This window comes from Variovorax atrisoli 110B, assembly GCF_000382045.1.
In the GTDB taxonomy this organism is placed as follows: Bacteria; Pseudomonadota; Gammaproteobacteria; order Burkholderiales; family Burkholderiaceae_C; genus Variovorax; species Variovorax atrisoli.
This window is the reverse complement of record NZ_KB907455.1, coordinates 1-20374: the sequence shown is the minus strand read 5'-3', so window position 1 is coordinate 20374 and position 20374 is coordinate 1. Positions and strand designations below refer to the sequence as shown.

Here is a 20374-nt window from a genome sequence, read left to right as displayed (position 1 = left end):
CCCCCCAGAAGAACACGGAGACAAGAGACCATGCGATCGCTGATCAAGAAGACCCTCGCCACCCTGCTCGTCGCGGCCAGCACCGCGACTGTCGCCACCAGCGCCTTCGCCTGGCCCGACCAGGCCGTCACGCTGGTCGTGCCCTACACCCCCGGCACCGGCATCGACCTGATCGCCCGCCAGCTCTCGGCGAGGCTGCCCGCCAGGCTGGGCCAGCCGGTGATCGTGGAGAACGTGGCCGGCGCCAGCGGCAACATCGGCAGCGAGCGCGTGGCGCGGGCCAAGCCCGACGGCTACACGCTGCTGGTCCAGGTCAACACGCTGGTGATGAACCGCAGCCTCTACCGCTCGCTGAGCTACGACCCGGTGGCCGACTTCGCGCCGGTGTCCCTCACCTCGTGGGGCACGCTGCTGCTGGTGACCAACCCGAACGTGCAGAAGGCCTCGTCGGTGCAGCAGATGGTGAGCGCGGCCAAGGCCGAGCCCGGCAAGCTGACCTACGCCACGCCCGGCGTGGGCACGCCGCACCACCTGTCGATGGCGCTGCTCATGCAGGGCACGGGCACCGAGCTGCTGCACGTGCCCTACAAGGGCACGGCCGGCGCGGTGACCGACCTGCTCGGCGGACGCATCGACTACATGTTCCTGCCGGTGCACGTGGCGCTGCAGCACATCCAGGCCGGCAAGCTCAAGGCCATCGCAACCGGCAGCGGCAAGCGCCTGCCGCAGCTGCCCGACGTGCCCACGCTCGCCGAGGCCGGCGTGACCGCCGACAACGTCGACATGTGGTACGGCGTGCTCGCCCCCAAGGGCACGCCGCCGGACGTGGTGGCGCGGCTCAACAAGGAGATCGCGGCGGTGCTGAAGCAGCCCGAGGTGGCGAAGTCCTTCGAGTCGCAGGGCATGGTGCCGGCGAGTTCGACGCCGGCGGAGTTCGGCGCGTTGGTGAAGAAGGATGCGGACCGCTGGGCCGGCGTGGTCAAGCGCGGCAATATCACGGCGGATTGAGCTAGGCCCTTCTTTCTCCCTCCCCCGCTGGGGGAGGGCCGGGGTGGGGGCAAACGGCTCTTGCGAGGTCCGCGGCCTTGGCGAAGGCCGCGTGCCCCCATCCCAGCCTTCCCCCAGCGGGGGAAGGAGCAACTCTTTCAGCGCGGCGCCGCCTTCCCCGCGTGCCGCGCCAGATGCACCTGGTGCAGCGTGATCTTGCGCACCTCGGCCTGGCTGGTCTCGATGTGGGCGCGCAGCAGCATCGCGGCCTGGTCGCCGCGGTTCGCGCGCACGGCCTTCAATATCTTCGCGTGCTCGTCGTAGGTGGCGTCGATGCGCGGCTGCTTGGTGAAGTCGAGCCGGCGGATGATGCGGATGCGGTCGGTCACGTCGCCGTGCACGCGCGCCATCTCGGCATTGCCGGCGGCCGCCACCAGCGAGCAGTGGAAGGCCTCGTCCCACTGCGCCACCTGGGCCATGTCGGTGCTGCGCTGCGCCGCGGGCACGAGCCAGATGTCGGCCAGCGTGTCGAGCATGCCGCGGTCGATGTGGCGGTCGGTCTCGCACAGGCGGTGCACCGCGGTGGTCTCCAGCACCATGCGCAGGTCGTAGAGCTGCTCGAACTGGTCGAAGTCGAAGGGCAGCACGCGCCAGCCGCTGCGGAAGAGCACCTCGACGAAGCCCTCCTGCTGCAGCCTGAAGAGCGCCTGCCGCACCGGCGTGCGCGACACGCCGAGGCGGTCGCTGATCTCGCCTTCGGTGAAGCGGTCGCCGGGCACGAGGATGAAGTCGGCCACGTCGCGCTTGAGCTGCGCGTAGACCTCGTCGGCACGCGTGCGGAAGGCGGACGCGTCGGTGGCGGCTGGAGCGGAGGCTTCTGGGCGGGGGCGAACGGTGGACACGGATTGGATGTTAGTCGCTGGCGCGTTCGGCCATGGTCATGGTCATTGCTGCTGCCTGTTCTTCAGCGCCGCGCCGAGCGCGGGGCCCGGCGCCGTCCAGCCGACGATGGCGCCCTGCGCGCGCACCATGTCCAGCGTCGCCGCCTTGAAGGCGGGAAAGTAGCTCTCGGTGCAGTCCTCGAGCAGCAGGCAGTCGTAGCCGCGGTCGTTGGCTTCGCGCATGCTGGTCTGCACGCAGACCTCGGTCGTGACGCCGCCGAACAGCAGATGCGTGATGCCGCGCGCCTGCAGCAGCTCGTGCAGGCCGGTGGCGTAGAACGCGCCCTTGCCAGGCTTGTCGATCACGATCTCGCCCTCGACCGGCGCGAGCGCCTCGATGATCTGGTTGCCCGGCTCGCCCGCCACGAGGATGCGGCCCATCGGCCCTTCGTCGCCGATGCGCAGCGTGGGGTTGCCGCGGTTGCGCTTGGCGGGTGGGCAATCGGAAAGATCGGCCTTGTGCGCCTCGCGCGTGTGCACCACGAGGCCGCCCGCCTCCCGCCATGCCTCCAGCACGGTCCTGGTCGCAGGCACGATGGCTTCGAGCAGCGATACGTCGTTGCCCAGCGTCTCGCCGAAGCCGCCGGGCTCGATGAAGTCGCGCTGCATGTCGATCAGCACGAGCGCAGTGCTGGCGATATCGAATTCGTAGGGGAATGGGTTGGCTTGTTCTATGCGCATGCTGGTTCTCAAGAATGTGCCGGCCAACGACGGCCCTCGCACCACGACAGCGCCCGGCGGGCGGTGCGGCGCGGTCGCCCCCTCTGTGCCGCCGAGGAGCGCAGCGTTTCGCGGACAAGGGCTCGCGGCTGTTTGAGCGAAGCGAGTTCTGCGAGACCCCGCGAAACGCGAGCACCGCAGGGCAGCCGCGAAGCGGCCGGCATCGTGGGGGCGGCCGGGCCGTGCCGCTCGCCGGGCGGAGCCGAAAAAGCAGGAAGAGCATTCATGCAGCCACCTAGTGATGCCCACCGCCCATGTGCGCCCCGATCACATGACGCTCGGCGCCAGAAGCCGATGTCTCGAACACGATCCGCCCCTCGCTCATCACGACGATGCGATCCGCCAGTTCGAGCAGCTCGTCGAGGTCCTCGCTGATGAGAAGGACAGCCCCGCCCTTCTCCCGCACCTGCACGATGCGCGAATGGATCTCCGCGACCGCCGCGAAGTCCAGCCCGAACACCGGGTTCGCCGCGATCAGCACATTGATGTCGCCCGTCAGCTCGCGCGCCAGCACCGCGCGCTGCACGTTGCCGCCAGAAAGGCTGCGGATCGGCGCGCCCTCGCCCCGCGTCTTCACGCCGTACTCGGCGATCCACTCGCGCGCCCTGCTGCGCCAGTAGGGAAAGTTCAGCACGCCCGCGCGCGACAGCGGCGGCCGGTCGAAGTCGCGCAGCGCCATGTTCTCCGCGACGCTCAGATCGCCGACGCATGCGTTGCGCAGCGGCTCCTCCGGCAGGCTGCGCACCTTGAGTTCCCGGTTCTCGGCGCGGCGCGCGGCGTAGGGCTGCCCCATCACGCTGACCTTGCCGGCCAGGCGAGGGCGCTGCCCGACGAGCGCTTCGACCAGCTCGCGCTGCCCGTTGCCGGAGACGCCCGCCACGCCGAGGATCTCCCCGGCACGGACCGACAGGCTCAGCCCGTGCAGCGCCAGCGTTCCGCGATCGCCCTGCGCCTGCAGTCCTTCGACCTGCAGAGCCACCGGCGCACCCGTCGACACGGCCCTTCTCGCGACCGCAGCCTCCGCCGGCGAAGCTGCAGCCTGCTCGCCGCCCATCATGGCCTGCGCCAGCTGCGCCGGACTGGTGTCGGCCACGCGGCAATGGTGAACCGCCTTTCCGCGCCTGAGCACCGTCACGCTGTCGGCGTACGACATCACCTCGCGGAACTTGTGCGTGATGATCAGCACCGTGCACAGCCCGCTGCGCGCGAACTCGCGCACGTGGCCGAGCACCTCGTCGGCCTCCTGCGGCGTGAGCACCGAGGTCGGCTCGTCGAGGATCAGGAGACGCGGCTTCAGGTACAGCTGCTTGAGCAGCTCCAGCTTCTGCTTCTCGCCGGCCGCGAGCTCCGAAGGCCGCACGTCGAGATCGAGGCTGAACGGCGTGGTCGCCAGGAAGGCCTCCAGCTCCGCGCGCTTGCTCTTCCAGTCGATGACCGCGGGCGTCTTGCCGCCGGCAAGCAGCAGGTTCTCGGCCACCGTCATCCCAGGTGCCAGCGTGAAGTGCTGGTAGACCATGCCGATGCCCAGCGCGCGCGCCACGATCGGGTTGGCGATGTCCTGTTCGCGCCCGTCGATCAGGATGCTGCCCTCCTCCGCGCGCTGGAAGCCGGCCACGCACTTCACCAGCGTGCTCTTGCCCGCCCCGTTCTCGCCGAGCAGCGCATGCACCGTGCCGGGATCGACGTGCATCGTCACGCGGTCCATCGCCGTGAAGTCGCCGAAGCGCTTGGTGAGCTCGTAGGTGTCGAGCGCGAGCGCACCGCTGCCCGCCGGCAGGCCGCCGATGGCGCGGGGGGAGGAAGACGCGGCGCCCATCGCGGTCAGCCGAGCGCGGCCAGCAGCGCCTGCGATGTGGCGTGCGCGCCGAACACGCCGCCCTGCATCGTGATCATCTTCAGCGCGGCGAGGTGGTTGCCGTAGTCCGTGGCGGCCGTGCAGTCGGACAGCAGCAGGCACTCGAAGCCGCGGTCGTTGGCATCGCGCATGGTGGTGTGCACGCACACGTCGGTGGTGATGCCCGCGAGGATGATGTTCTCGATGCCGCGCGTGCGCAGGATCAGCTCGAGGTCGGTCGCGTAGAACGAGCCCTTGCCGGGCTTGTCGATGATCACCTCGCCCGGCAGCGGTGCCAGCTCCGGAATGATCTCCCAGCCCGGCTCGCCGCGCACCAGGATGCGCCCGCAGGGCCCGTCGTCGCCGATGCCCACGCCGTTCGCGCCGATCTGCCGCGAGCGCCATCGCTTGTTGGCCGGCAGGTCGCCGAGGTCGGGCCGGTGGCCCTCGCGCGTATGGATGATGTGATAGCCCAGCGGCCGCAGCGCCGCCAGCGTGCGCGCGATCGGCTGGATCGGCGCCTGCACCAGCGACAGGTCGTAGCCCATCACGTCGACATACCCGCCCTTGCCGCAGAAGTCGGTCTGCATGTCGATGACGACGAGCGCGGTGTTGTCGGGGCGCAGCGCGCCGTTGTAGGGCCAGGCGTAGGGCTCGGCGGCGACGTGGCGTTCGGTGGTATTGGCGATGGAAGTGGTCATGGGTTCATCCTGCGTAGTTGCGCTGCGGCGGCGCGAAGCCGCAACTCGTACCGTCGGTCACCTTCACCTCGGCGCTCCACGGCAGCCTGTAGGTGCCGGCGGCCATGTCGTGCATGTAGGTGTAGGGGCAATCCTGCGCGCCGCCCTTCACCGCGACGTATCCGCGGTGGTAGAGCTGGTAGATGTTGTTCTCCACACCCCAGCCCGTGCGGGCCTCGCGCACGAGGTCGGGGCGCAGTTCGGCGGTGATGATCTCGTCGACGCGGCCGCCGCCCTCGACCAGCACCGTGCCGTCGAAGTTGCAGAACATGCCCTCGCCCATCGAGTCGAAGCTGCCGTCGCTGCCGCACAGGCACACGCTCGCGGTGTAGGCGAGATTGCAGAAGGCGTTGGCCTGGTTGGTGATCTTCCAGGCGTGGCGGATGGGCGCGGTGTAGCCGGCGGTGCGCAGGATGATGTCCGCACCCTTGTACGCGGCCTCGCGCGCCATCTCGGGGAACATGCCGTCATGGCAGATGATGAGCGAGAGCTTGCTGCCGTTGGGTCCATCGCATACCGGAATGCCGAGGTTGCCGGGCTCCCATGGCTCGACCGGCACCCACGGGTGCAGCTTGCGGTAGTAGAGCCTGATCTCGCCATGGTCGTCGATGATCAGGCCGCTGTTGTACGGGTTGCCGCCGGGGTTGGCCTCCATGATGGAGAAGCAGCCCCAGATGCGGTGTTCGATGCAGGCACTCCTGAAGGCCGACACTTCCGGGCCGTCGAGCGTGCACATGATCTCCGGGTTGGTGTCCATCGAGAGCCCGTGCAGCGCGTACTCCGGGAACACCACCAGGTCCATGGTCGACTGGTTGCGGCGCGCCTTGCCCACCATCTCGCAGATGCGCTGCGCTTGTGCGCGGAGATCGGCCGGTGTCTTCACGTTCGGCAACTGCAGCTGCACGAGCCCGACGACGACGCCGTGCGGCGATTTGTTGAGGCCTCCGAGACCGCTCATGAGGTTCAGCTCCTTGTCGATGAAAGTTCGCCGGGGCTGCCGGCGGCGGCGCTGCCCGGCCTGCAGGTGAGCACGAGGATCACCAGCGTGAGCACATAGGGCACGGTGTTGAAGAGGTGGTAGCCCCAGCCGATGCCGATGGACTGCAGCGCCGGCCCGATGGCTCCGGCGCCGCCAAAGAGCAGCGCGGCGCCCACGCAGCGCAGCGGGCTCCAGCGCGCGAAGATCACCAGCGCCACCGCGATCAAACCCTGGCCGCTGGAGATGCCTTCGTTCCAGCTGCCCGGATAGAAGAGCGTGAGCGATGCACCGCCCAGCCCCGCGATGAAGCCGCCCGCCGTGGTGGCCGCGATGCGCAGGCCCGAGACCGAGTAGCCGAGCGCACGAGTCGCCTGCGCCGAGTCGCCCGCCATGCGAACCAGCAGACCGGCGCGCGTACGGGCGAAGCCCCACCACAGCAGCACCGCGAGCGCCACGCCCACCGGCACCAGCGCATTGAGCTGCAGGGCCGAGCGCACGACGGGGTTGTCGCTCCAGAAGCCCAGCGGGATCGCCGGGATCTGCGGCGCCTGCGGCTGGATCAGCGGCTTGCCGAGGTAGAACGCGAGCCCCGTGCCGAGCAGCATCAGCGCGATGCCGGTCGCCACGTCGTTCACACGGTCGAGCGAACACAGCAGCCCGTGCAGCAGCGCGAGCGCGGCGCCGGCCACCGCGCCGATCAGCACGCCGAGCCACGCGGAGTCGGTGAGGTACGCGCCGCCGAAGGCCGCCATGGCCGACAGCACCAGCACGCCTTCGAGGCCGAGGTTGATGCGGCCCGACTTCTCGGTCAGGCACTCGCCCAGGCTCACGAAGAGGAAGGGCGCGCCCACGCGCAGCGCACCGCCGACGATGCCTGCGATCAGCGCGATCCACTGGTCGGCGGTCATGTGTAGCTCCTTGCCTCGGGCAGCATGCGGTCGCCGAACTTCTTCCAGTTGACCGTGCGCAGGCCCTCGCTCGCGAGGATCAGCACGAAGGCGATGCCCTGCAGCACCAGCACCGACGCATCGGGCAGGCCGAGCCGCCGCTGCAGCAGGCTGCCCGCCGCGCCGAAGCCGCCGAACAGGATGGCCACCGGCACGATGGCCACAGGGTTGTGCCGCGCGATAAAAGAAACGAGGATGCCCGCGTAGCCATAGCCCGCGATCAACGAGGCGTTCGCATTGGTGTGCACTGCCGCCACCTCGACGGCGCCCGCGAGCCCCGCGCATGCGCCGCCGAGCCCGCAGGCCGAAAGAATCAGCCGCGTGGCCGGCAGTCCCACGAGCTGCGCGGTGCGCGGATTGCCGCCCACCACCCGCACCGAGAAGCCCGAGGCCGTGGCGCGCAGCCACCAGCCGAGGCCCAGGCAGGCCACCACGCCGACCACCAGGCCCCAATGCACGTCGGAGCCGCCGATTCCGCCGATCAGCAGCCCGTCGTTCAGCGCGTAGGTCGACGGCTTGTTGAGGCTGGCCGGATCGCGCAGCGGCCCTTCGACCAGGTGCTTGAAGACGCCGATGGCGATGTAGGCCAAGAGCAGGCTGCTGATGGTCTCGTTGATGCCGCGGTACTGGCGCAGCCAGCCCGCGAGCACGATCCACAGCGCGCCGATGACGGCGCCCGCGATGCAGACGATCGCCGTGCCGACGGCGTTGCCGGGCAGCGGCAGCGCATGCGCCAGCGCCGCGCAGGCCAGCCCGCCCAGCACCAGCGCGCCCTCGCCGCCGATCACGATGAGGCCCGCGCGCGCAGGCAGCGCCACGCACAGCGCGGTCAGCATCAGCGGTGCCGCGCGCTGCAGGGTGTTCTGCCACGAGAACCAGTCGCCGAACGCGCCCTTGAACAGCGTGGCCCACACCTCCGCCGCGTCGATGCCGGCGAAGGCCACCACCAGCCCGAACAGCAGCAGCGCCGCCGCGATGGCGAACACCGGCAGGGAGAACTCCTTGAGGACACTGCGCATGATGAGGTTTGCTTTCAGGCCAGGGCCGTCGCGGAACCGGCTTCGCCGGGCCGCTGACAGCGCCCTCTTGCAAAGGGGATGGGCGAAGCGCCGCGCAGTGCGCGAAGCCGGGGCGATGTCATCCGATGCTTCCCAGCACGCCTTCGACCAGGTAGTTCATCTTCTCGAGCTCCAGGTCGGTCTGCTTCAGGACCTTGCCCGCGGGCACGACGACCGCGCCCTTGTTGTCCTTGATGCCGTCCTTGAAGATGTCGAAGCTGCCCGCGATCATCTTCGCCTTGATCTCGTCGGCCTGCTTCTTCGCGGCGTCGGGCACCATGGGTCCGTAGGCCGACATCTTCACGTAGCCCTCCTTCAGGCCTCCGCGCAGGAAGTTGGGGTGCGGCTTGCCGGTCTGCGCGGCCTCGATGACGGTCTTGTAGGCAGTGAGCCAGTTCCACTCGGCGCCCGTGAGGTACGCATTGGGCGCCAGCTTGGCCTGGCTCGCGTGATAGCCGCAGACCATCTTGCCGCGTTTGGCGGCCGTCTCGACCACCACCTTGGGGCCGTCCACGTGCATGGTGAACACGTCGCAGCCCTGGTCGGCCAGGCTGTTGGTGGCCTCGGCCTCCTTCACCGCCATCGACCAGTCGCCCGTGAAGATCACGCTGCAGGTGATGTTCGGCTTGACCGAGCGCGCGCCGAGCGTGAAGGCGTTGATGTTGCGCAGCACCTGCGGAATGGGCTTGGCGGCGACGAAGGCGATCTTGTTGCTCTTCGTCATGTGCGCGGCGATCACGCCGTTGAGGTACTGGCACTCGTCGATGTAGCCGAAGAAGCTGCCGACGTTCTTCGGATGCTTGCCCTCGGTCCAGAGGCCGCCGCAGTGCGAGAAGCGCACGTCGGGGTTCTTGGGCGCCACCGCGAGGATGTGCGGATCGAAGTAGCCGAACGAGGTGGGAAAGAGCAGGCCCGCGCCGTCCTGCGAGATCATGCCGGTCATGGTCTTCTGCACCGCGGCGGTCTCGGGCACGTTCTCTTCCTCGACCACCTTCACGCCGGGCAGCTTCTTGATCTCGGCGGCGGCCATGGCGTGCGCCTGGTTGTAGCCGTAGTCGTCGCGGGCGCCGACGTAGATCACGCCGACGGTGAGCGGCTTGGGCTTGGCCTGGGCGGCGGCGAGCGCACTCCAGCTTCCGAGGCTGCCGGCGGTGCCCAGCGCGGCAAGTGTCTTGAGCGAATCGCGGCGATTGAGATGGCGGGTCATGGCGTTCTCCGTTACAGGTTGGGGTGCAAAAAACGTGCCCTTGCGAGGGCTCAGCCGAGCAGGCTCACGTGGGCGGCGACCACGCGCCAGCCTTCGTGCGTGCGCATCCAGGTCTGGCTCTGGCGGCCGGTCTGGAAGCTGCCCTCGCGGCGGAATTCGACGTTCGCGGTCGCGAAGTCGCGGCCGTAGGTGGTGATGACGGTGCGCAGCAGCTCGCGCGGCGGGCTCTGCACGGGTAGCGAGGCGCGGAAGGCCGCGATGTCGGCGTGGCCGTAGTGGTTCTCCGAGAAGCCGTAGCGCAGGGTGTGCGGGCTGTCCCAGAAGAGCTCGTCGAGCGTCGCGCGGTCGTTGCCGACGAGCGCCGCCTCGTAGCGCGCGAACACGGCCTGCACTTCGGCGAGCACCTCTGGAATGTTGATTTGGGGCGTCATGACCCATCCTTTCCAGAAATACCGCGGAACCGGCTTTGCCGGGCCGCGGGTACTGCCCCTGCGAGGGGGAAGGCGCGAGCGACACGAAGTGCACGAAGACTGGAGGTGGGTTTCATGCTACCTGCGGACCTCGCGCTGGAAGATGTCGAGGCTGAGCTTCTTCATCGCGACGAAGCTCTCGGTGCTGAGCGTGTCGACGGTGCGCGGGCGCGCGTCGCCGTAGCGCAGGATCTCGGCCACTCTCGTGGGCCGCTTGGTCAGCAGCAGCACCTCGTCGGCGAGGTACACCGCCTCCTCGAGATCGTGCGACACCAGCAGCATCGTGGTGCCGGTCTGCATGAAGACCTCCTGGAGCTTCTCGCGGATGAAGAGCGTCATCTCGAAGTCGAGCGCCGAGAAGGGCTCGTCGAGAAACAGCACCTCGGGGTTGGGCGCGAGCGCACGCATGATCGACGCGGTCTGCTGCTGGCCGCCCGAGAGTTCGTACGGGTAGCGCGCGAGGTCGAACTTCACGTCGAAGGAAGCCACCAGCTCCTCCATGCGCCGGTCGACCTCGGCCTTGCTGCGCCCTTCGAGCTTCAGCGGATAGGCGATGTTGTCGATGGTGCGCATCCATGGGAACATCGCCTCGCGGTAGTTCTGGAACACGTAGCCGATCTTGGTGTCCTTGCGCTGCTTGCCGTCGAACAGGATCTCGCCCGAGTCGATGGGAATGAGCCCCGCGATCATGTTGATGAGCGTGGACTTGCCGCAGCCGTTGGGGCCGAACACCGAGACGATCGCGTGCTTGGGGATGTCGAGGTCGAAGTTCTCGTACAGCGGCCAGCCCGCGAAGTACTTGGTGAGCCCGCGGATGGTGATGTGCGTGCCTGCGGGGCCGGGTTTGAAGGCCGGTTTCGGCACGTCGGCGTACACCGGGCCGTTGAGAACGATTTCGGATGAAGCTCGCATGGATACGCTCCTGTGCTGATCAGTACATCGGCCGACGCGGAACCGGCTTTGCCGGGCCGCAGGCGGCGCCCCCTTGCACGGGGTTGGCGGCTACGCGAAGCGAGCAGGCCTGGGGGTGGTCCATTACCTTCCGCTCCAGTGCACGATGCGGCGTTCTGCGACCAGAAAGAGGATGTTGAGCGCGTAGCCCAGCGCACCCGCCGAAAGGATCGCCGCGTACATGCTCTTCACGTTGAGCACCTGCTGCGCGTCGATGATCCGGTGGCCCAGCCCGGTGTCGGAGCCGATGAACATCTCGGCCACGATGACGATCACCAGCGCCATCGACACCGCAGAGCGCAGGCCCACGAAGCTGGGCTGCAGGCTTTCCCACACCAGCACGTCCTTGAAGATCTGCCAGCGCGAGGCGCCCATGACGCGCGCCGCCATCACCCGCTGCTTGCGTGCGTTGATGACGCCGTAGGCGCTGTTGAACACCACGATGAGCAGCGCGCCGAAGGCCGCGATGGCCACCTTGTTGACGTCGCTCACACCGAAGATCAGCAGGAACAGCGGAATGAGCGCCGACGACGGCGTGGAGCGGAAGAAGTCGATCAGGAACTCCACGCTGCGATAGGCCTTCTCGTTGCTGCCCAGCAGCACGCCCAGCGGCACGCCGACGACCGCCGCGATGACGAAGGCCTGCACGGTGCGCCACACGGTCATGGCGAAGTCGGTGAGCAGCGGGCCGCCGGCCAGGCCGGTGACGAGCGCGGAGACGGTGTCGGCGGGCGTGGGCAGCAGGATCGGCTTGATGAAGCCGAGCCGCACCACCAGGTCCCACACGATGAACAGCACCACCGGACCGATGAAGGGCAGCATGCGGTCGCGCAGCGGCGGCTTCGGCGCAGCGGTGGCCGTGCCGGCCGGCGGGGTCCACGGCGCGGCCGTGGTCGAGCTTGCGTCGGCCATGGTCGTCAGGCCTTGTAGAGCAGGCCGTCCACCGCCACCTTCTTCTCGAAGATGCCTTTCTCGGTGAACAGGTCGTAGAACTTCTGGAAGTACGCGACGTCGCTCGGCTTGAACTCGTTGTAGAGCATGTACGACGCGAGCGGCACCTCGGCAGTGAGCTTGCCCTCGATGGCGGTGTAGCCCTTCATGAACTGGCGCGCCTCGTCGGGCTTGCTGCGCACCAGCTCCACGCCGCGTGCATAGGCGGCGATGTACTTCTTCGCGACCTCGGGGTTCTTCTTGATGAAATCGCTGGTGAGGCTGGCCGCGCCGCCGTGCCACGGTGCCATCGGGTCGCCGAGGATGTATTTGGCGACCACGCCGGCCTCGACGACACGCGTGGTGCCGTTCATGCGGCCCACAGTGCCGGTGGGCTCCAGCGTGTAGCAGGCGTCGACCTGGCCCGCGACCAGCGCGGCCACGTGCTGGCCGATGGGCAGCTCGCTCACGGTCGCACCCTTGGCGCCCGCGCGCTCCAACATGGTCTTGCACAGGGTGACGTTCTGGATGCCGGGGCCCGACGCGACCTTCTTGCCGGCCAGCTCGGCCACGCTCTTGACGGGGCTGTCCTTGGCGACGATGAACTCGTCGAGCACGTACTTCGCGTTGCTCGGATTGGTGCAGAAGATCTTGAACAGGCCCGGCTGTGCGATCTCGCCGATGGCGAGGTTGGCCGAGCCGGTGCCGTTGGCGCTGCCGTCGCAGCGGCCGGCGAGCATGCCTTCCATCACCTGCTGCGCACCGGCGAACTTCAGCGGCTCCACGTCGAGGCCTGCTTCCTTGAAGTAGCCCTTGTCGACCGCCGCGAAGAACGGCAGGCCGGCGGCCACGGGCCAGAAGCCGATGCGCAGCTTCGCAGCCGCGCCCTGCGCGCGCACGATGGCGGGTGCCGCCAGCACGGCCAGGCCCGCAGCACCGGCCTGCAGCAGCTGGCGTCGCTGGCGTGCGGCGGGAGAGTTTTGTTGGATGCTCATCGGAACTCCTCTGATCAGTTGGAACTCGGGGTGGCGCGGCTCGCGACGTAAGCGCGCCAGCCGCCGTGATGGGTCACGTCCTGCGCGCCGGCCAGCGCATGGCCTTCGCAGATGAATCCCTTCACCCAGCTGCCGTCGGCCAGCTCGACGCTGCCGAGGCCCAGCGGTGGCGGGATGAGCGCGAGGAAGCTGCCGACCTGCGCGAGCGGCACGGCCCACACCTCCAGCGCGATGGCGGCGCCTTCATCGCCTTCGGCCACGCGCCGCAGTCCAGGCTTGGGCGGCACGGTGCCCGGCAGCGCGTGGAGCCTGTAGGCCGGCGTGGTGGTGGTGGCGCGCATCAACGTGGCGCCGCGCTCGGTCAGCTGGCTGTTGAGCGGCATGCCCGAGAGATGCGCGCCGACGACGGCGATCGGCAAGATGCCGGCGTCCGGCGCCGCGAGCCCCGGAATGGCGCGCGGCGACGGCAGAGGCTGGCCTGTCGCGCCTTGCGCAAGGCCGGTGGCATGGTGAAAGCGCTGGCCCAGCTCGGCCAGCGCGAGGTCGCTGCCGCAGGGGCCGATCAGCGTGATGCCGAAGGGCAGGCCGTCCGCGCGCAGGCTGCTGGGCACCGAGAGCGCTGCGTAGTCGAGCAGGTTGACGAAGTTGGTGTAGGCGCCGAGGTTGCGGTTGAGCGCGACCGGATCGGCGCGCATCTGCTCGCGCGTGTAGTGCGTGGGCGCGGTGGGCACGAGCAGCAGGTCGATGTCGCGCCACATCGGCTCGACCTTCTGCGCGATGGCGTGCAGCCGCGCCTGGGCCTCGAACACGTCGGCGGCGTCGTACTGGCGGCCGCTCGCGAGGATGCCGCGCACGGGCTCGACGACGTCGTCGGCGTGCGCGTCGAAGAACTCGCGCACCGCGGCGTAGCGCTCGGCGACCAGGGCGCTCTCGTAGAGCATCCCGGCGGCTTCCGCGAGCGGCGCATAGGCGATGGTGACGGGCGTGCCGCCCATCGCGAGCAGCCGCGCGACCGCATCGCCGAAGGCCTGCTCGGCAGCGGCGTCGCCGAAGAAGCTCAGCCGGTCGGGCACGCCGAAGCGGAAGCGCGCGGGCAGCGGCTCGCGGCGCAGGTCGATGTCTCTCGAATATGGATCGCGCGCGTCGTGACCCGCGGCTGCGAGCAGCACGTCGACCGCGGTGGCGACGGTGCGCGCGAAGATGGAGACGCAGTCGGCGCTCTGTGCGGCGGGCACGACGCCGAAGGCGCTCAGCAGCCCGCGCGAGGGCTTGAGGCCGACGATGTTGTTGAGCCCGGCCGGCACGCGGCCGGAGCCGGCGGTGTCGGTGCCCAGGGCGAAGTCGACCTCGCCCGTGGCCACGACGTAGGCCGATCCCGAACTGGAGCCGCCCGACACGTAGCGCGCGTCGAAGGCGTTGGGCACCTCGCCATAGGGAGAGCGCGTGCCGTTCAGTCCGCAGGCGAACTGGTCGAGATTGGTCTTGCCGGCCAGCGATGCACCGGCTTCGAGCAGGCGCTGCACCGCGCCCGCATGCACTTCGGGCAGGCGCTCGAAGGCCGGGCAGGCGGCGGTGGTGGGCACGCCGGCCACGTCGATGTTGTCCTTGACCGCGAAGCGCAGCCCCGCGAGCGGCAGGGCGAAATCCAGCGCCACCGCGGCGTGCGTGTGCGCCAGGGGCGAGGCGAACCTGGCGATCCAGGCAGCGTCTGGCGTTCCGCTTTTCGGGTTTTCTTCGTGCACCATCTTCAGGCATCCAAACATGTGTACAAGTTGAGATGCAAGCGGCATGCCAGCGCAAGTGCACTTTGGCGCGGATCGGAACGATGTCGGGGATTTACTCCCTCTCCCCTTGGGGAAAGGGTTGGGGCGAGGGCAGGTGCGCAGAATGAAGCGCGGCTTCTATCTGGAGGCCGTCACCCTCACCCCGGCCCTCCCCCCAGGGGAGAGGGAGCAGGAAGCTCAGCTCTTCCTTGCGTCGCGGTAGAGCTTCTCGACCTTGGGCAGGTTCGCTTCGAGCTTCGCGATGCGATCCGGCCCGCTGGGGTGCGTCGACAGGAAGCTCAGGCCGCCCTGGTTCTTCGACGCCGTGGCCATCTTCTGCCACAGCGACACCGACGCCTTCGGGTCGTAGCCCGCGCGCGCCGCGAGTTCGAGTCCCACGAGGTCGGCCTCGGTCTCGTCGCTGCGGCTGAACTTGAGCGTGAGCAGCTGCGTGCCGGCGCGCGCTGCCAGGTCGCCCACCTGCCCCCATCCGAGCAGCTGCGCACCGATCGAGAGCGCCGCGCCCGTGCCCGCGCTCTTGGCCAGGCGGGCGCGTGCGTGCTCGCGCAGGGCGTGGGCCATCTCGTGGCCCATCACCATCGCGACCTCGTCGTCGGTGAGCTTGAGCTGATCGAGGATGCCGGTGAAGAAGGCGATCTTGCCGCCGGGCATGCAGAAGGCGTTGATCTGCTTGCTGCCGATCAGGTTGACCTCCCACTTCCAGTCGCGCGCGCGTGCGTTCCACGGCGTCGCGAACGGGATGAGCCGCGCGGCGATGGCCCGCAGGCGCTGCAGCTGCGGATTGCCGTCGCCCGCGAGCGCCCCCTTGGCGCGGGCCTGCGCGAGCAGCTGGCCGTACTGCTGCACGCCGGCCGTCTCGACCTGCTCGACCGGCACGATGTTGCGCGCCACCGAGGCCTTGCCCACGTCGACCTGCGCCAGGGCGGGCTTCGCGAGCACCGCTCCGGCCGCCGCCAGCAGGAAGGCGCGCCGCGGATTCCACGCGGAAGCCACGGAAGGAACTGGAACGGCGGAAAAGGGGCGATCGCATCGTGTGCACATAGGAGCGGGATGATAGGAACAAATGAAGACAAGAAGCCCGGGAACCCGGGCCGTCGCTCATGGACAATCCGGGGCACATGTCCGCCTCGCCCGCAGAAACCCCCACGCCCCCCTCACCGCCCTGGCGCGACGCGCTGAAGGTCTACCTGGAACCCGCCACCCTGCGCATGCTGGCGCTGGGCTTCTCGGCCGGGCTGCCGCTGCTGCTGGTGCTGGGCACGCTGAGCTTCCGCCTGCGCGAGGCGGGCATCGACCGAACCACCATCGGCTACCTGAGCTGGGTCGGGCTGGCCTACGGCTTCAAGTGGGTCTGGGCGCCGCTGGTCGACCGGATGCCGCTGCCGCCGCTGACCACCTTGCTGGGGCGCCGCCGCGGCTGGCTGCTGCTGGCGCAGTGCATGGTCGTCGCGGGACTGGCGGGCATGGCGGTCAACGACCCGCGCCACGGGCTCACGCCGCTGGTCTGGTGCGCGCTGCTGGTGGCCTTCGGCTCTGCCACGCAGGACATCGCGCTCGACGCCTTCCGCATCGAATCGGCCGAGCCGCGCAAGCAGGCCGCGCTGGCCGCCGCCTACCAGACGGGCTACCGGCTCGCGATGATCTGGGCCGGCGCCGGCGTGCTGTGGGTCGCGGCCTGGGCCGAGGTGGCGCCCGCTGCAGCAGCGGCGGCAGCCACGGGTGCCGCGGCCTACCAGAACGGCGCCTGGAAGACGGCCTACCTGGTCATGGCCGCCTCGATGGCCGTCGGCGTGGTCACGGTACTGCTGTCGCCCGAGCCGGTGCCCGGCGCGCCGCCCAAGGCCCGCAGCGCAGCCGAGTGGCTGCGCAACGTGCTGGTCGAGCCCTTTGCCGATTTCATCCGCCGCTACAAGTGGCAGGCCGTGCTGATCCTCTCGCTGATCGCCATCTACCGCATCAGCGACGTGGTGATGGGCATCATGGCCAACCCGTTCTACGTGGACATGGGCTTCACCAAGGACGAGGTGGCCTCCGTCAGCAAGATCTACGGCGTGATCATGACGCTGGTGGGCGCCTTCGTCGGCGGCGTGCTGTCGATGCGCCTGGGCGTGATGCGCGTGCTGATGATGGGCGCCGTGCTCAGCGCGGCCAGCAACCTGCTCTTCGCCTGGCTGGCCACGCGCGGGCACGACCTGACGGCGCTGATCGCGGTGGTTTCGGCCGACAACCTGGCCGGCGGCATCGCCTCGGCGGCCTTCATCGCCTACCTGTCGAGCCTCACCAACATCAGCTACTCCGCCACGCAGTACGCCCTGTTCAGCTCGCTGATGCTGCTGCTGCCGAAGTTCCTGGCCGGCTACTCGGGCGCGTTCGTGGACGCCTACGGCTACAGCAGCTTCTTCGTCGGCACCGCCCTGCTGGGCGCGCCGGTGCTGGTTCTGGTGGCGCTGGCCTCGCGGCTGACGGCGACGGCAAGCCCCCAGGAGCGCCGATAGCGCCCGGCCGTATAGGAAACGGCCGACGCCGCGCCGGCCGCGCTGCTGTTAGGCTGTACCGGTATACATTCGTTTCTTTCAATATCCTTTCCTTCCCGTCGCGCCCCTGCCGTACGCCGCGCGCCGACCGACAGCCCAACACCCCTACAAGATCGTGCCGTCCAGAATCTCTCCTCTTCAGATAAGCGCCTACACGGCCACCAGCGCCGTCGGTGTCGGCAAGGAAGCGCTGGCCGACGCGCTCGCGCAGTCGCGCAGCGGGCTGCGCGCCAACGACTTCGGCGATGCGCCGCTGCCCACCTGGATCGGCCGCGTCGACGGGCTCGAGGAGGCCCGGCTGCCCGAGCCGCTCGCGCAATGGGACTGCCGCAACAACCGGCTGGCCTGGGTGGGCCTGCAGGCCGACGGCTTCATCGAGGCCGTGGCCGCGGCGCGCGAGAAGTACGGCGCCTCGCGCATCGCGCTCGTGCTGGGCACCTCCACCGCCAGCATCGGCGAGACCGAGCTGGCCTACACCCAGCTCGACGAGCAGGGCATGTTCCCGCCCTACCAGCGCCGCGCGGCAGTGCACACGCCGCACTCGCTGGCCATGTTCACGCAGCAGCTGCTGGGCATCAGCGGGCCCAGCGAGACGATCTCCACCGCCTGCTCCTCCAGCGCCAAGGTGTTCGCGTCGGCCGAGCGGCTGATCCGCCTGGGCCTGGCCGACGCGGCCGTGGTCGGCGGGGCCGACACGCTGTGCGGCAGCGTGCTGTTCGGCTTCAACTCGCTCGAGCTCGTGTCCACCGAGCCGTGCCGGCCCTTCGATGCCGACCGCAAGGGCATCAGCCTGGGTGAGGCCGCGGGCTTCGCGCTGGTGGAGCGCGTGCAGGCCGGCGCCGACGCGTCGCCGCTGCTCCTGCTGGGCTACGGCGAGGCGAGCGACGCGCACCACATGTCGACGCCGCACCCCGAGGGACTGGGCGCCGAGCGTGCGCTCGACGATGCGCTGGCGCGCGCCGGCCTCGCGCCCGAGGCGATCGACTACATCAACATGCACGGCACCGCGAGCCAGAAGAACGACGAGGTCGAGGGCGCGCTGGTGGCGCGCCGCTTCCCGGCGCGCACGCACGCCAGCTCGACCAAGGGCTTCATGGGCCACACGCTGGGCGCCGCGGGCATCGTCGAGGCCGTCATCAGCCTGCTGGCCATCGAGCGCGGCCTGATGCCCGGCACCGTCAACACGAAGACGCTGGACGAGGGCTTCGGCCCGCAGATCCGGCTGGAGCCGGCGCGCGGCGAGGTGCGCTACGCGCTCAGCAATTCCTTCGGCTTCGGCGGCAACAACTGCTCGCTGGTTTTCGGCAAGGCGCAAGCATGAAGCTCGCCCCCAGGCTCCGCGCACTCCGTGTCGCTCCTCCACCCCCCTTCCGGGGGCAACACCAGTGGCCCGGCAAAGCCGGTTCCACGGTGTTCCGCGAGAAGGCAATCCAATGACAACCACGACAAGCGCGCCCACCCGCCCCACCCTCTACATCGAAGGCCCCGCCTTCTGGACTCCCACGCTGCCCGGCTGGGACGCCGCGCGTGCGGCCTTCCGCGGCGAAGGCGCGCTGGCCGATCCGCCAGTGAAGCGGCCCTCGCCGCAGGTGCTGGCCCCGGCCGAGCGCCGCCGCGCGCCCGACACGGTGGCGCTGGCGCTCGAGGTGGCCGCGGCGTCCCTCGCCGCCTCGGGCCGCAACGCGGCGGACGTGCCCTGCGTGTTCACCTCGGCGCATGGCGACCTGGCGATCAACGACTACATGTGCAGCACGCTCGCGAACGACCCGAAGATGCTGTCGCCCACGAAGTTCCACAACTCGGTGCACAACGCGGCCGTCGGCTACTGGACCATCGGCACCGGCTGCACGGCGGCGAGCAACGCGGTCTCGGCCTTCGAGCACAGCTTCGCCTCCGGCCTGCTGGAGGCGGCGGTGCAGTCCGCCTGCGACCAGGAACCGGTGCTGCTGGTGGGCTACGACGCGCCGTCGGTGGGCGCCGTGACCTCGGTCACCGACAGCCGAGGCCTGCTCGCGGTGGCGCTGGTGATCGCCAGCGAGCCCAGCGAGCGCACCGTGGCGGTGCTCGACTGGTCGCTCGCCAGCGATGACGGCAAGGCGCCGGCGGCCACGCCGCCGCGCTCGGAAGCGGCGAAGTCGCTGGCCGAGATCAATCCCATGGCCCTGTCGCTGGGCCTCTTCGAATCGCTGGCCCATCTCGATGACGGCAGCGGCGACGGCGCGGGCACGCCGGTCGACCTGCCGGTTTCCGCGTCCCTGTCGCTGCGGCTGCAGTTGCGGCCGTTTGCGCGGGGCTGAGCCCACGGCCGCTACAACCGGCGCTATGCTTTTCGCAGCACGGCCGGTTGACAGGGGTTGCCGAGGTTTACCCAACTTTACGGAGCGTTCAAGCCCGCTTGCTCCCGGTGGACGACCATGAAGCGCATGAGCACCCCCCAACTCCTGATGATCGAAGACGACGCCCGCCTGGCGCAGATGGTGGGCGAGTACCTGACGCAGTCGGGCTTCGCTTTCAACCATGCCGGCGACGGCGCCACCGGGCTCGAGCAGCTGCAGCAGCATGCGCCCGACCTGGTGATCCTCGACCTGATGCTGCCGGACACGGACGGCCTCGAGGTCTGCCGCCGCATCCGCGCGCTGCCCGGTCCGCTGTCGAAGGTGTCGGTGCTGATGCTCACGGCCAAGGGCGACCCGATGGACCGCATCATCGGCCTGGAGATCGGTGCCGACGACTACCTGCCCAAGCCCTTCGAGCCGCGCGAGCTGCTCGCGCGCATCCGCGCCGTGCTGCGCCGCCGCTCCGAGAGCGCCACCGAGGCCGAGGCCTCGTCGGTGATGCGCTTCGGCACGCTGGAGATCGACCGCAACGCGCGCACCGTGTCGGTGGGCGGCGCGGTGGCCGACCTCACCTCCTACCAGTTCGACCTGCTGACCGCGATGGCCGAGCGCGCGGGCCGCGTGCTCACGCGCGACCAGATCATGGAAGCCGTGCGCGGGCGCGAACTCGAAGCCTTCGACCGCTCCATCGACGTGCACATGGGCCGCATCCGCGCCGCCATCGAGGTCGATGCGAAGAACCCCAAGCGCATCCTGACCGTGCGCGGTGTGGGCTACGTCTTCGCCAAGCAGCAGGACTGAAGCGGGAACGCAGGAAGGGTTCCGGCAGATGCTGCGCAACCTCTATTCGCGCCACCTCTACGTGCGCATCTGGCTCGCGGTGGTGGGCGGCGTGGTCATCCTCACGCTGATGGCCAACTGGATCGTGCGCGAGGCCGCCGAGGCCGAGCGCGAGCGGCTC

At 69.5% G+C, this 20374-nt stretch carries 19 protein-coding genes; 5 read left to right on the top strand and 14 right to left on the bottom strand.

Going from position 1 to position 20374, the window contains the following annotated elements; all coding sequences use genetic code 11:
* The first annotated feature begins 30 nt into the window (after positions 1-30).
* Complete coding sequence (locus tag G369_RS0117945; protein WP_019655404.1) at positions 31-1008, top strand: Bug family tripartite tricarboxylate transporter substrate binding protein; 978 nt, start codon at positions 31-33, stop codon at positions 1006-1008.
* A gap of 137 nt (positions 1009-1145) precedes the next feature.
* On the opposite strand, the gene G369_RS0117940 is transcribed toward G369_RS0117945, so the two are convergent.
* The 14 genes from G369_RS0117940 to G369_RS0117875 all read right to left on the bottom strand — a co-directional run bounded on the left by G369_RS0117940 (position 1146) and on the right by G369_RS0117875 (position 15584).
* A complete protein-coding gene (locus tag G369_RS0117940; RefSeq protein WP_019655403.1) occupies positions 1146-1889 on the bottom strand; it encodes a GntR family transcriptional regulator in 744 nt (247 codons plus the stop codon).
* A 42-nt stretch (positions 1890-1931) separates the two neighbouring features.
* Positions 1932-2609 (bottom strand): cysteine hydrolase family protein, encoded by a 678-nt coding sequence (locus tag G369_RS0117935; protein ID WP_019655402.1) that lies wholly within the window; start codon positions 2607-2609, stop codon positions 1932-1934.
* A 274-nt stretch (positions 2610-2883) separates the two neighbouring features.
* Complete coding sequence (locus tag G369_RS0117930; protein ID WP_019655401.1) at positions 2884-4464, bottom strand: ABC transporter ATP-binding protein; 1581 nt, start codon at positions 4462-4464, stop codon at positions 2884-2886.
* A gap of 5 nt (positions 4465-4469) precedes the next feature.
* Positions 4470-5183, bottom strand: coding sequence for a biuret amidohydrolase (gene biuH / locus G369_RS0117925; RefSeq protein WP_019655400.1), 714 nt, complete (start codon positions 5181-5183; stop codon positions 4470-4472).
* Positions 5184-5187: 4 nt separating this feature from the next.
* A complete protein-coding gene (locus tag G369_RS0117920; RefSeq protein ID WP_019655399.1) occupies positions 5188-6180 on the bottom strand; it encodes a formamidase in 993 nt (330 codons plus the stop codon).
* A 5-nt stretch (positions 6181-6185) separates the two neighbouring features.
* A complete protein-coding gene (locus G369_RS0117915) occupies positions 6186-7109 on the bottom strand; it encodes an ABC transporter permease (protein ID WP_019655398.1) in 924 nt (307 codons plus the stop codon).
* A complete protein-coding gene (locus G369_RS0117910; RefSeq protein ID WP_019655397.1) occupies positions 7106-8167 on the bottom strand; it encodes an ABC transporter permease in 1062 nt (353 codons plus the stop codon). Before G369_RS0117910 ends, G369_RS0117915 begins: the two co-directional genes overlap by 4 nt.
* 118 nt (positions 8168-8285) lie before the next feature.
* Entirely contained in the window at positions 8286-9413 is a 1128-nt protein-coding gene (locus tag G369_RS0117905) for a BMP family ABC transporter substrate-binding protein (protein WP_019655396.1), read from the bottom strand.
* A 50-nt stretch (positions 9414-9463) separates the two neighbouring features.
* Positions 9464-9844 carry an oxalurate catabolism protein HpxZ gene (gene hpxZ, locus G369_RS0117900; protein ID WP_019655395.1) on the bottom strand — a complete coding sequence of 127 codons (381 nt, stop codon included), beginning with the start codon at positions 9842-9844 and terminating at the stop codon, positions 9464-9466.
* Between the two features lie 117 nt (positions 9845-9961).
* Entirely contained in the window at positions 9962-10795 is an 834-nt protein-coding gene (locus G369_RS0117895) for an ABC transporter ATP-binding protein (protein WP_019655394.1), read from the bottom strand.
* A gap of 123 nt (positions 10796-10918) precedes the next feature.
* On the bottom strand, positions 10919-11746 hold the full coding sequence (locus G369_RS0117890; protein ID WP_019655393.1) for an ABC transporter permease: 828 nt from the start codon (positions 11744-11746) through the stop codon (positions 10919-10921).
* A gap of 5 nt (positions 11747-11751) precedes the next feature.
* Positions 11752-12759 (bottom strand): ABC transporter substrate-binding protein, encoded by a 1008-nt coding sequence (locus tag G369_RS0117885; RefSeq protein ID WP_019655392.1) that lies wholly within the window; start codon positions 12757-12759, stop codon positions 11752-11754.
* Between the two features lie 14 nt (positions 12760-12773).
* On the bottom strand, positions 12774-14504 hold the full coding sequence (gene atzF / locus G369_RS0117880) for an allophanate hydrolase (protein ID WP_026346468.1): 1731 nt from the start codon (positions 14502-14504) through the stop codon (positions 12774-12776).
* A 216-nt stretch (positions 14505-14720) separates the two neighbouring features.
* Positions 14721-15584: a M48 family metallopeptidase gene (locus tag G369_RS0117875; protein WP_026346467.1), complete on the bottom strand. Its 864-nt coding sequence runs from the start codon at positions 15582-15584 to the stop codon at positions 14721-14723.
* A gap of 59 nt (positions 15585-15643) precedes the next feature.
* Here G369_RS0117875 and G369_RS0117870 point away from each other — a divergent pair, with 59 nt between their 5' ends.
* The 4 genes from G369_RS0117870 (at position 15644) to G369_RS0117855 (ending at position 20214) form a co-directional block, all read left to right on the top strand.
* Positions 15644-17038, top strand: a complete 1395-nt coding sequence (locus tag G369_RS0117870) for an AmpG family muropeptide MFS transporter (protein ID WP_019655388.1) — start codon at positions 15644-15646, stop codon at positions 17036-17038.
* Between the two features lie 154 nt (positions 17039-17192).
* Positions 17193-18398 carry a beta-ketoacyl-[acyl-carrier-protein] synthase family protein gene (locus G369_RS0117865; protein WP_019655387.1) on the top strand — a complete coding sequence of 402 codons (1206 nt, stop codon included), beginning with the start codon at positions 17193-17195 and terminating at the stop codon, positions 18396-18398.
* A gap of 112 nt (positions 18399-18510) precedes the next feature.
* On the top strand, positions 18511-19374 hold the full coding sequence (locus G369_RS0117860; protein ID WP_019655386.1) for a beta-ketoacyl synthase chain length factor: 864 nt from the start codon (positions 18511-18513) through the stop codon (positions 19372-19374).
* A gap of 117 nt (positions 19375-19491) precedes the next feature.
* Positions 19492-20214: a response regulator gene (locus G369_RS0117855; RefSeq protein ID WP_019655385.1), complete on the top strand. Its 723-nt coding sequence runs from the start codon at positions 19492-19494 to the stop codon at positions 20212-20214.
* Positions 20215-20374 lie beyond the last annotated feature (160 nt).

What these genes read in the sequence shown, in the direction of transcription:
- G369_RS0117915 (WP_019655398.1), bottom strand. Translation starts at nt 7,109, where the DNA reads ATGACCGCCGACCAGTGGATCGCGCTGATCGCAGGCATCGTCGGCGGT.
- G369_RS0117905 (WP_019655396.1), bottom strand. Translation starts at nt 9,413, where the DNA reads ATGACCCGCCATCTCAATCGCCGCGATTCGCTCAAGACACTTGCCGCG.
- atzF (WP_026346468.1), bottom strand. Translation starts at nt 14,504, where the DNA reads ATGGTGCACGAAGAAAACCCGAAAAGCGGAACGCCAGACGCTGCCTGG.
- G369_RS0117860 (WP_019655386.1), top strand. Translation starts at nt 18,511, where the DNA reads ATGACAACCACGACAAGCGCGCCCACCCGCCCCACCCTCTACATCGAA.
- hpxZ (WP_019655395.1), bottom strand. Translation starts at nt 9,844, where the DNA reads ATGACGCCCCAAATCAACATTCCAGAGGTGCTCGCCGAAGTGCAGGCC.
- G369_RS0117910 (WP_019655397.1), bottom strand. Translation starts at nt 8,167, where the DNA reads ATGCGCAGTGTCCTCAAGGAGTTCTCCCTGCCGGTGTTCGCCATCGCG.
- G369_RS0117945 (WP_019655404.1), top strand. Translation starts at nt 31, where the DNA reads ATGCGATCGCTGATCAAGAAGACCCTCGCCACCCTGCTCGTCGCGGCC.
- G369_RS0117875 (WP_026346467.1), bottom strand. Translation starts at nt 15,584, where the DNA reads ATGTGCACACGATGCGATCGCCCCTTTTCCGCCGTTCCAGTTCCTTCC.
- G369_RS0117920 (WP_019655399.1), bottom strand. Translation starts at nt 6,180, where the DNA reads ATGAGCGGTCTCGGAGGCCTCAACAAATCGCCGCACGGCGTCGTCGTC.
- G369_RS0117855 (WP_019655385.1), top strand. Translation starts at nt 19,492, where the DNA reads ATGAAGCGCATGAGCACCCCCCAACTCCTGATGATCGAAGACGACGCC.
- G369_RS0117890 (WP_019655393.1), bottom strand. Translation starts at nt 11,746, where the DNA reads ATGGCCGACGCAAGCTCGACCACGGCCGCGCCGTGGACCCCGCCGGCC.
- G369_RS0117895 (WP_019655394.1), bottom strand. Translation starts at nt 10,795, where the DNA reads ATGCGAGCTTCATCCGAAATCGTTCTCAACGGCCCGGTGTACGCCGAC.
- G369_RS0117930 (WP_019655401.1), bottom strand. Translation starts at nt 4,464, where the DNA reads ATGGGCGCCGCGTCTTCCTCCCCCCGCGCCATCGGCGGCCTGCCGGCG.
- G369_RS0117935 (WP_019655402.1), bottom strand. Translation starts at nt 2,609, where the DNA reads ATGCGCATAGAACAAGCCAACCCATTCCCCTACGAATTCGATATCGCC.
- G369_RS0117885 (WP_019655392.1), bottom strand. Translation starts at nt 12,759, where the DNA reads ATGAGCATCCAACAAAACTCTCCCGCCGCACGCCAGCGACGCCAGCTG.
- G369_RS0117870 (WP_019655388.1), top strand. Translation starts at nt 15,644, where the DNA reads ATGGACAATCCGGGGCACATGTCCGCCTCGCCCGCAGAAACCCCCACG.
- biuH (WP_019655400.1), bottom strand. Translation starts at nt 5,183, where the DNA reads ATGACCACTTCCATCGCCAATACCACCGAACGCCACGTCGCCGCCGAG.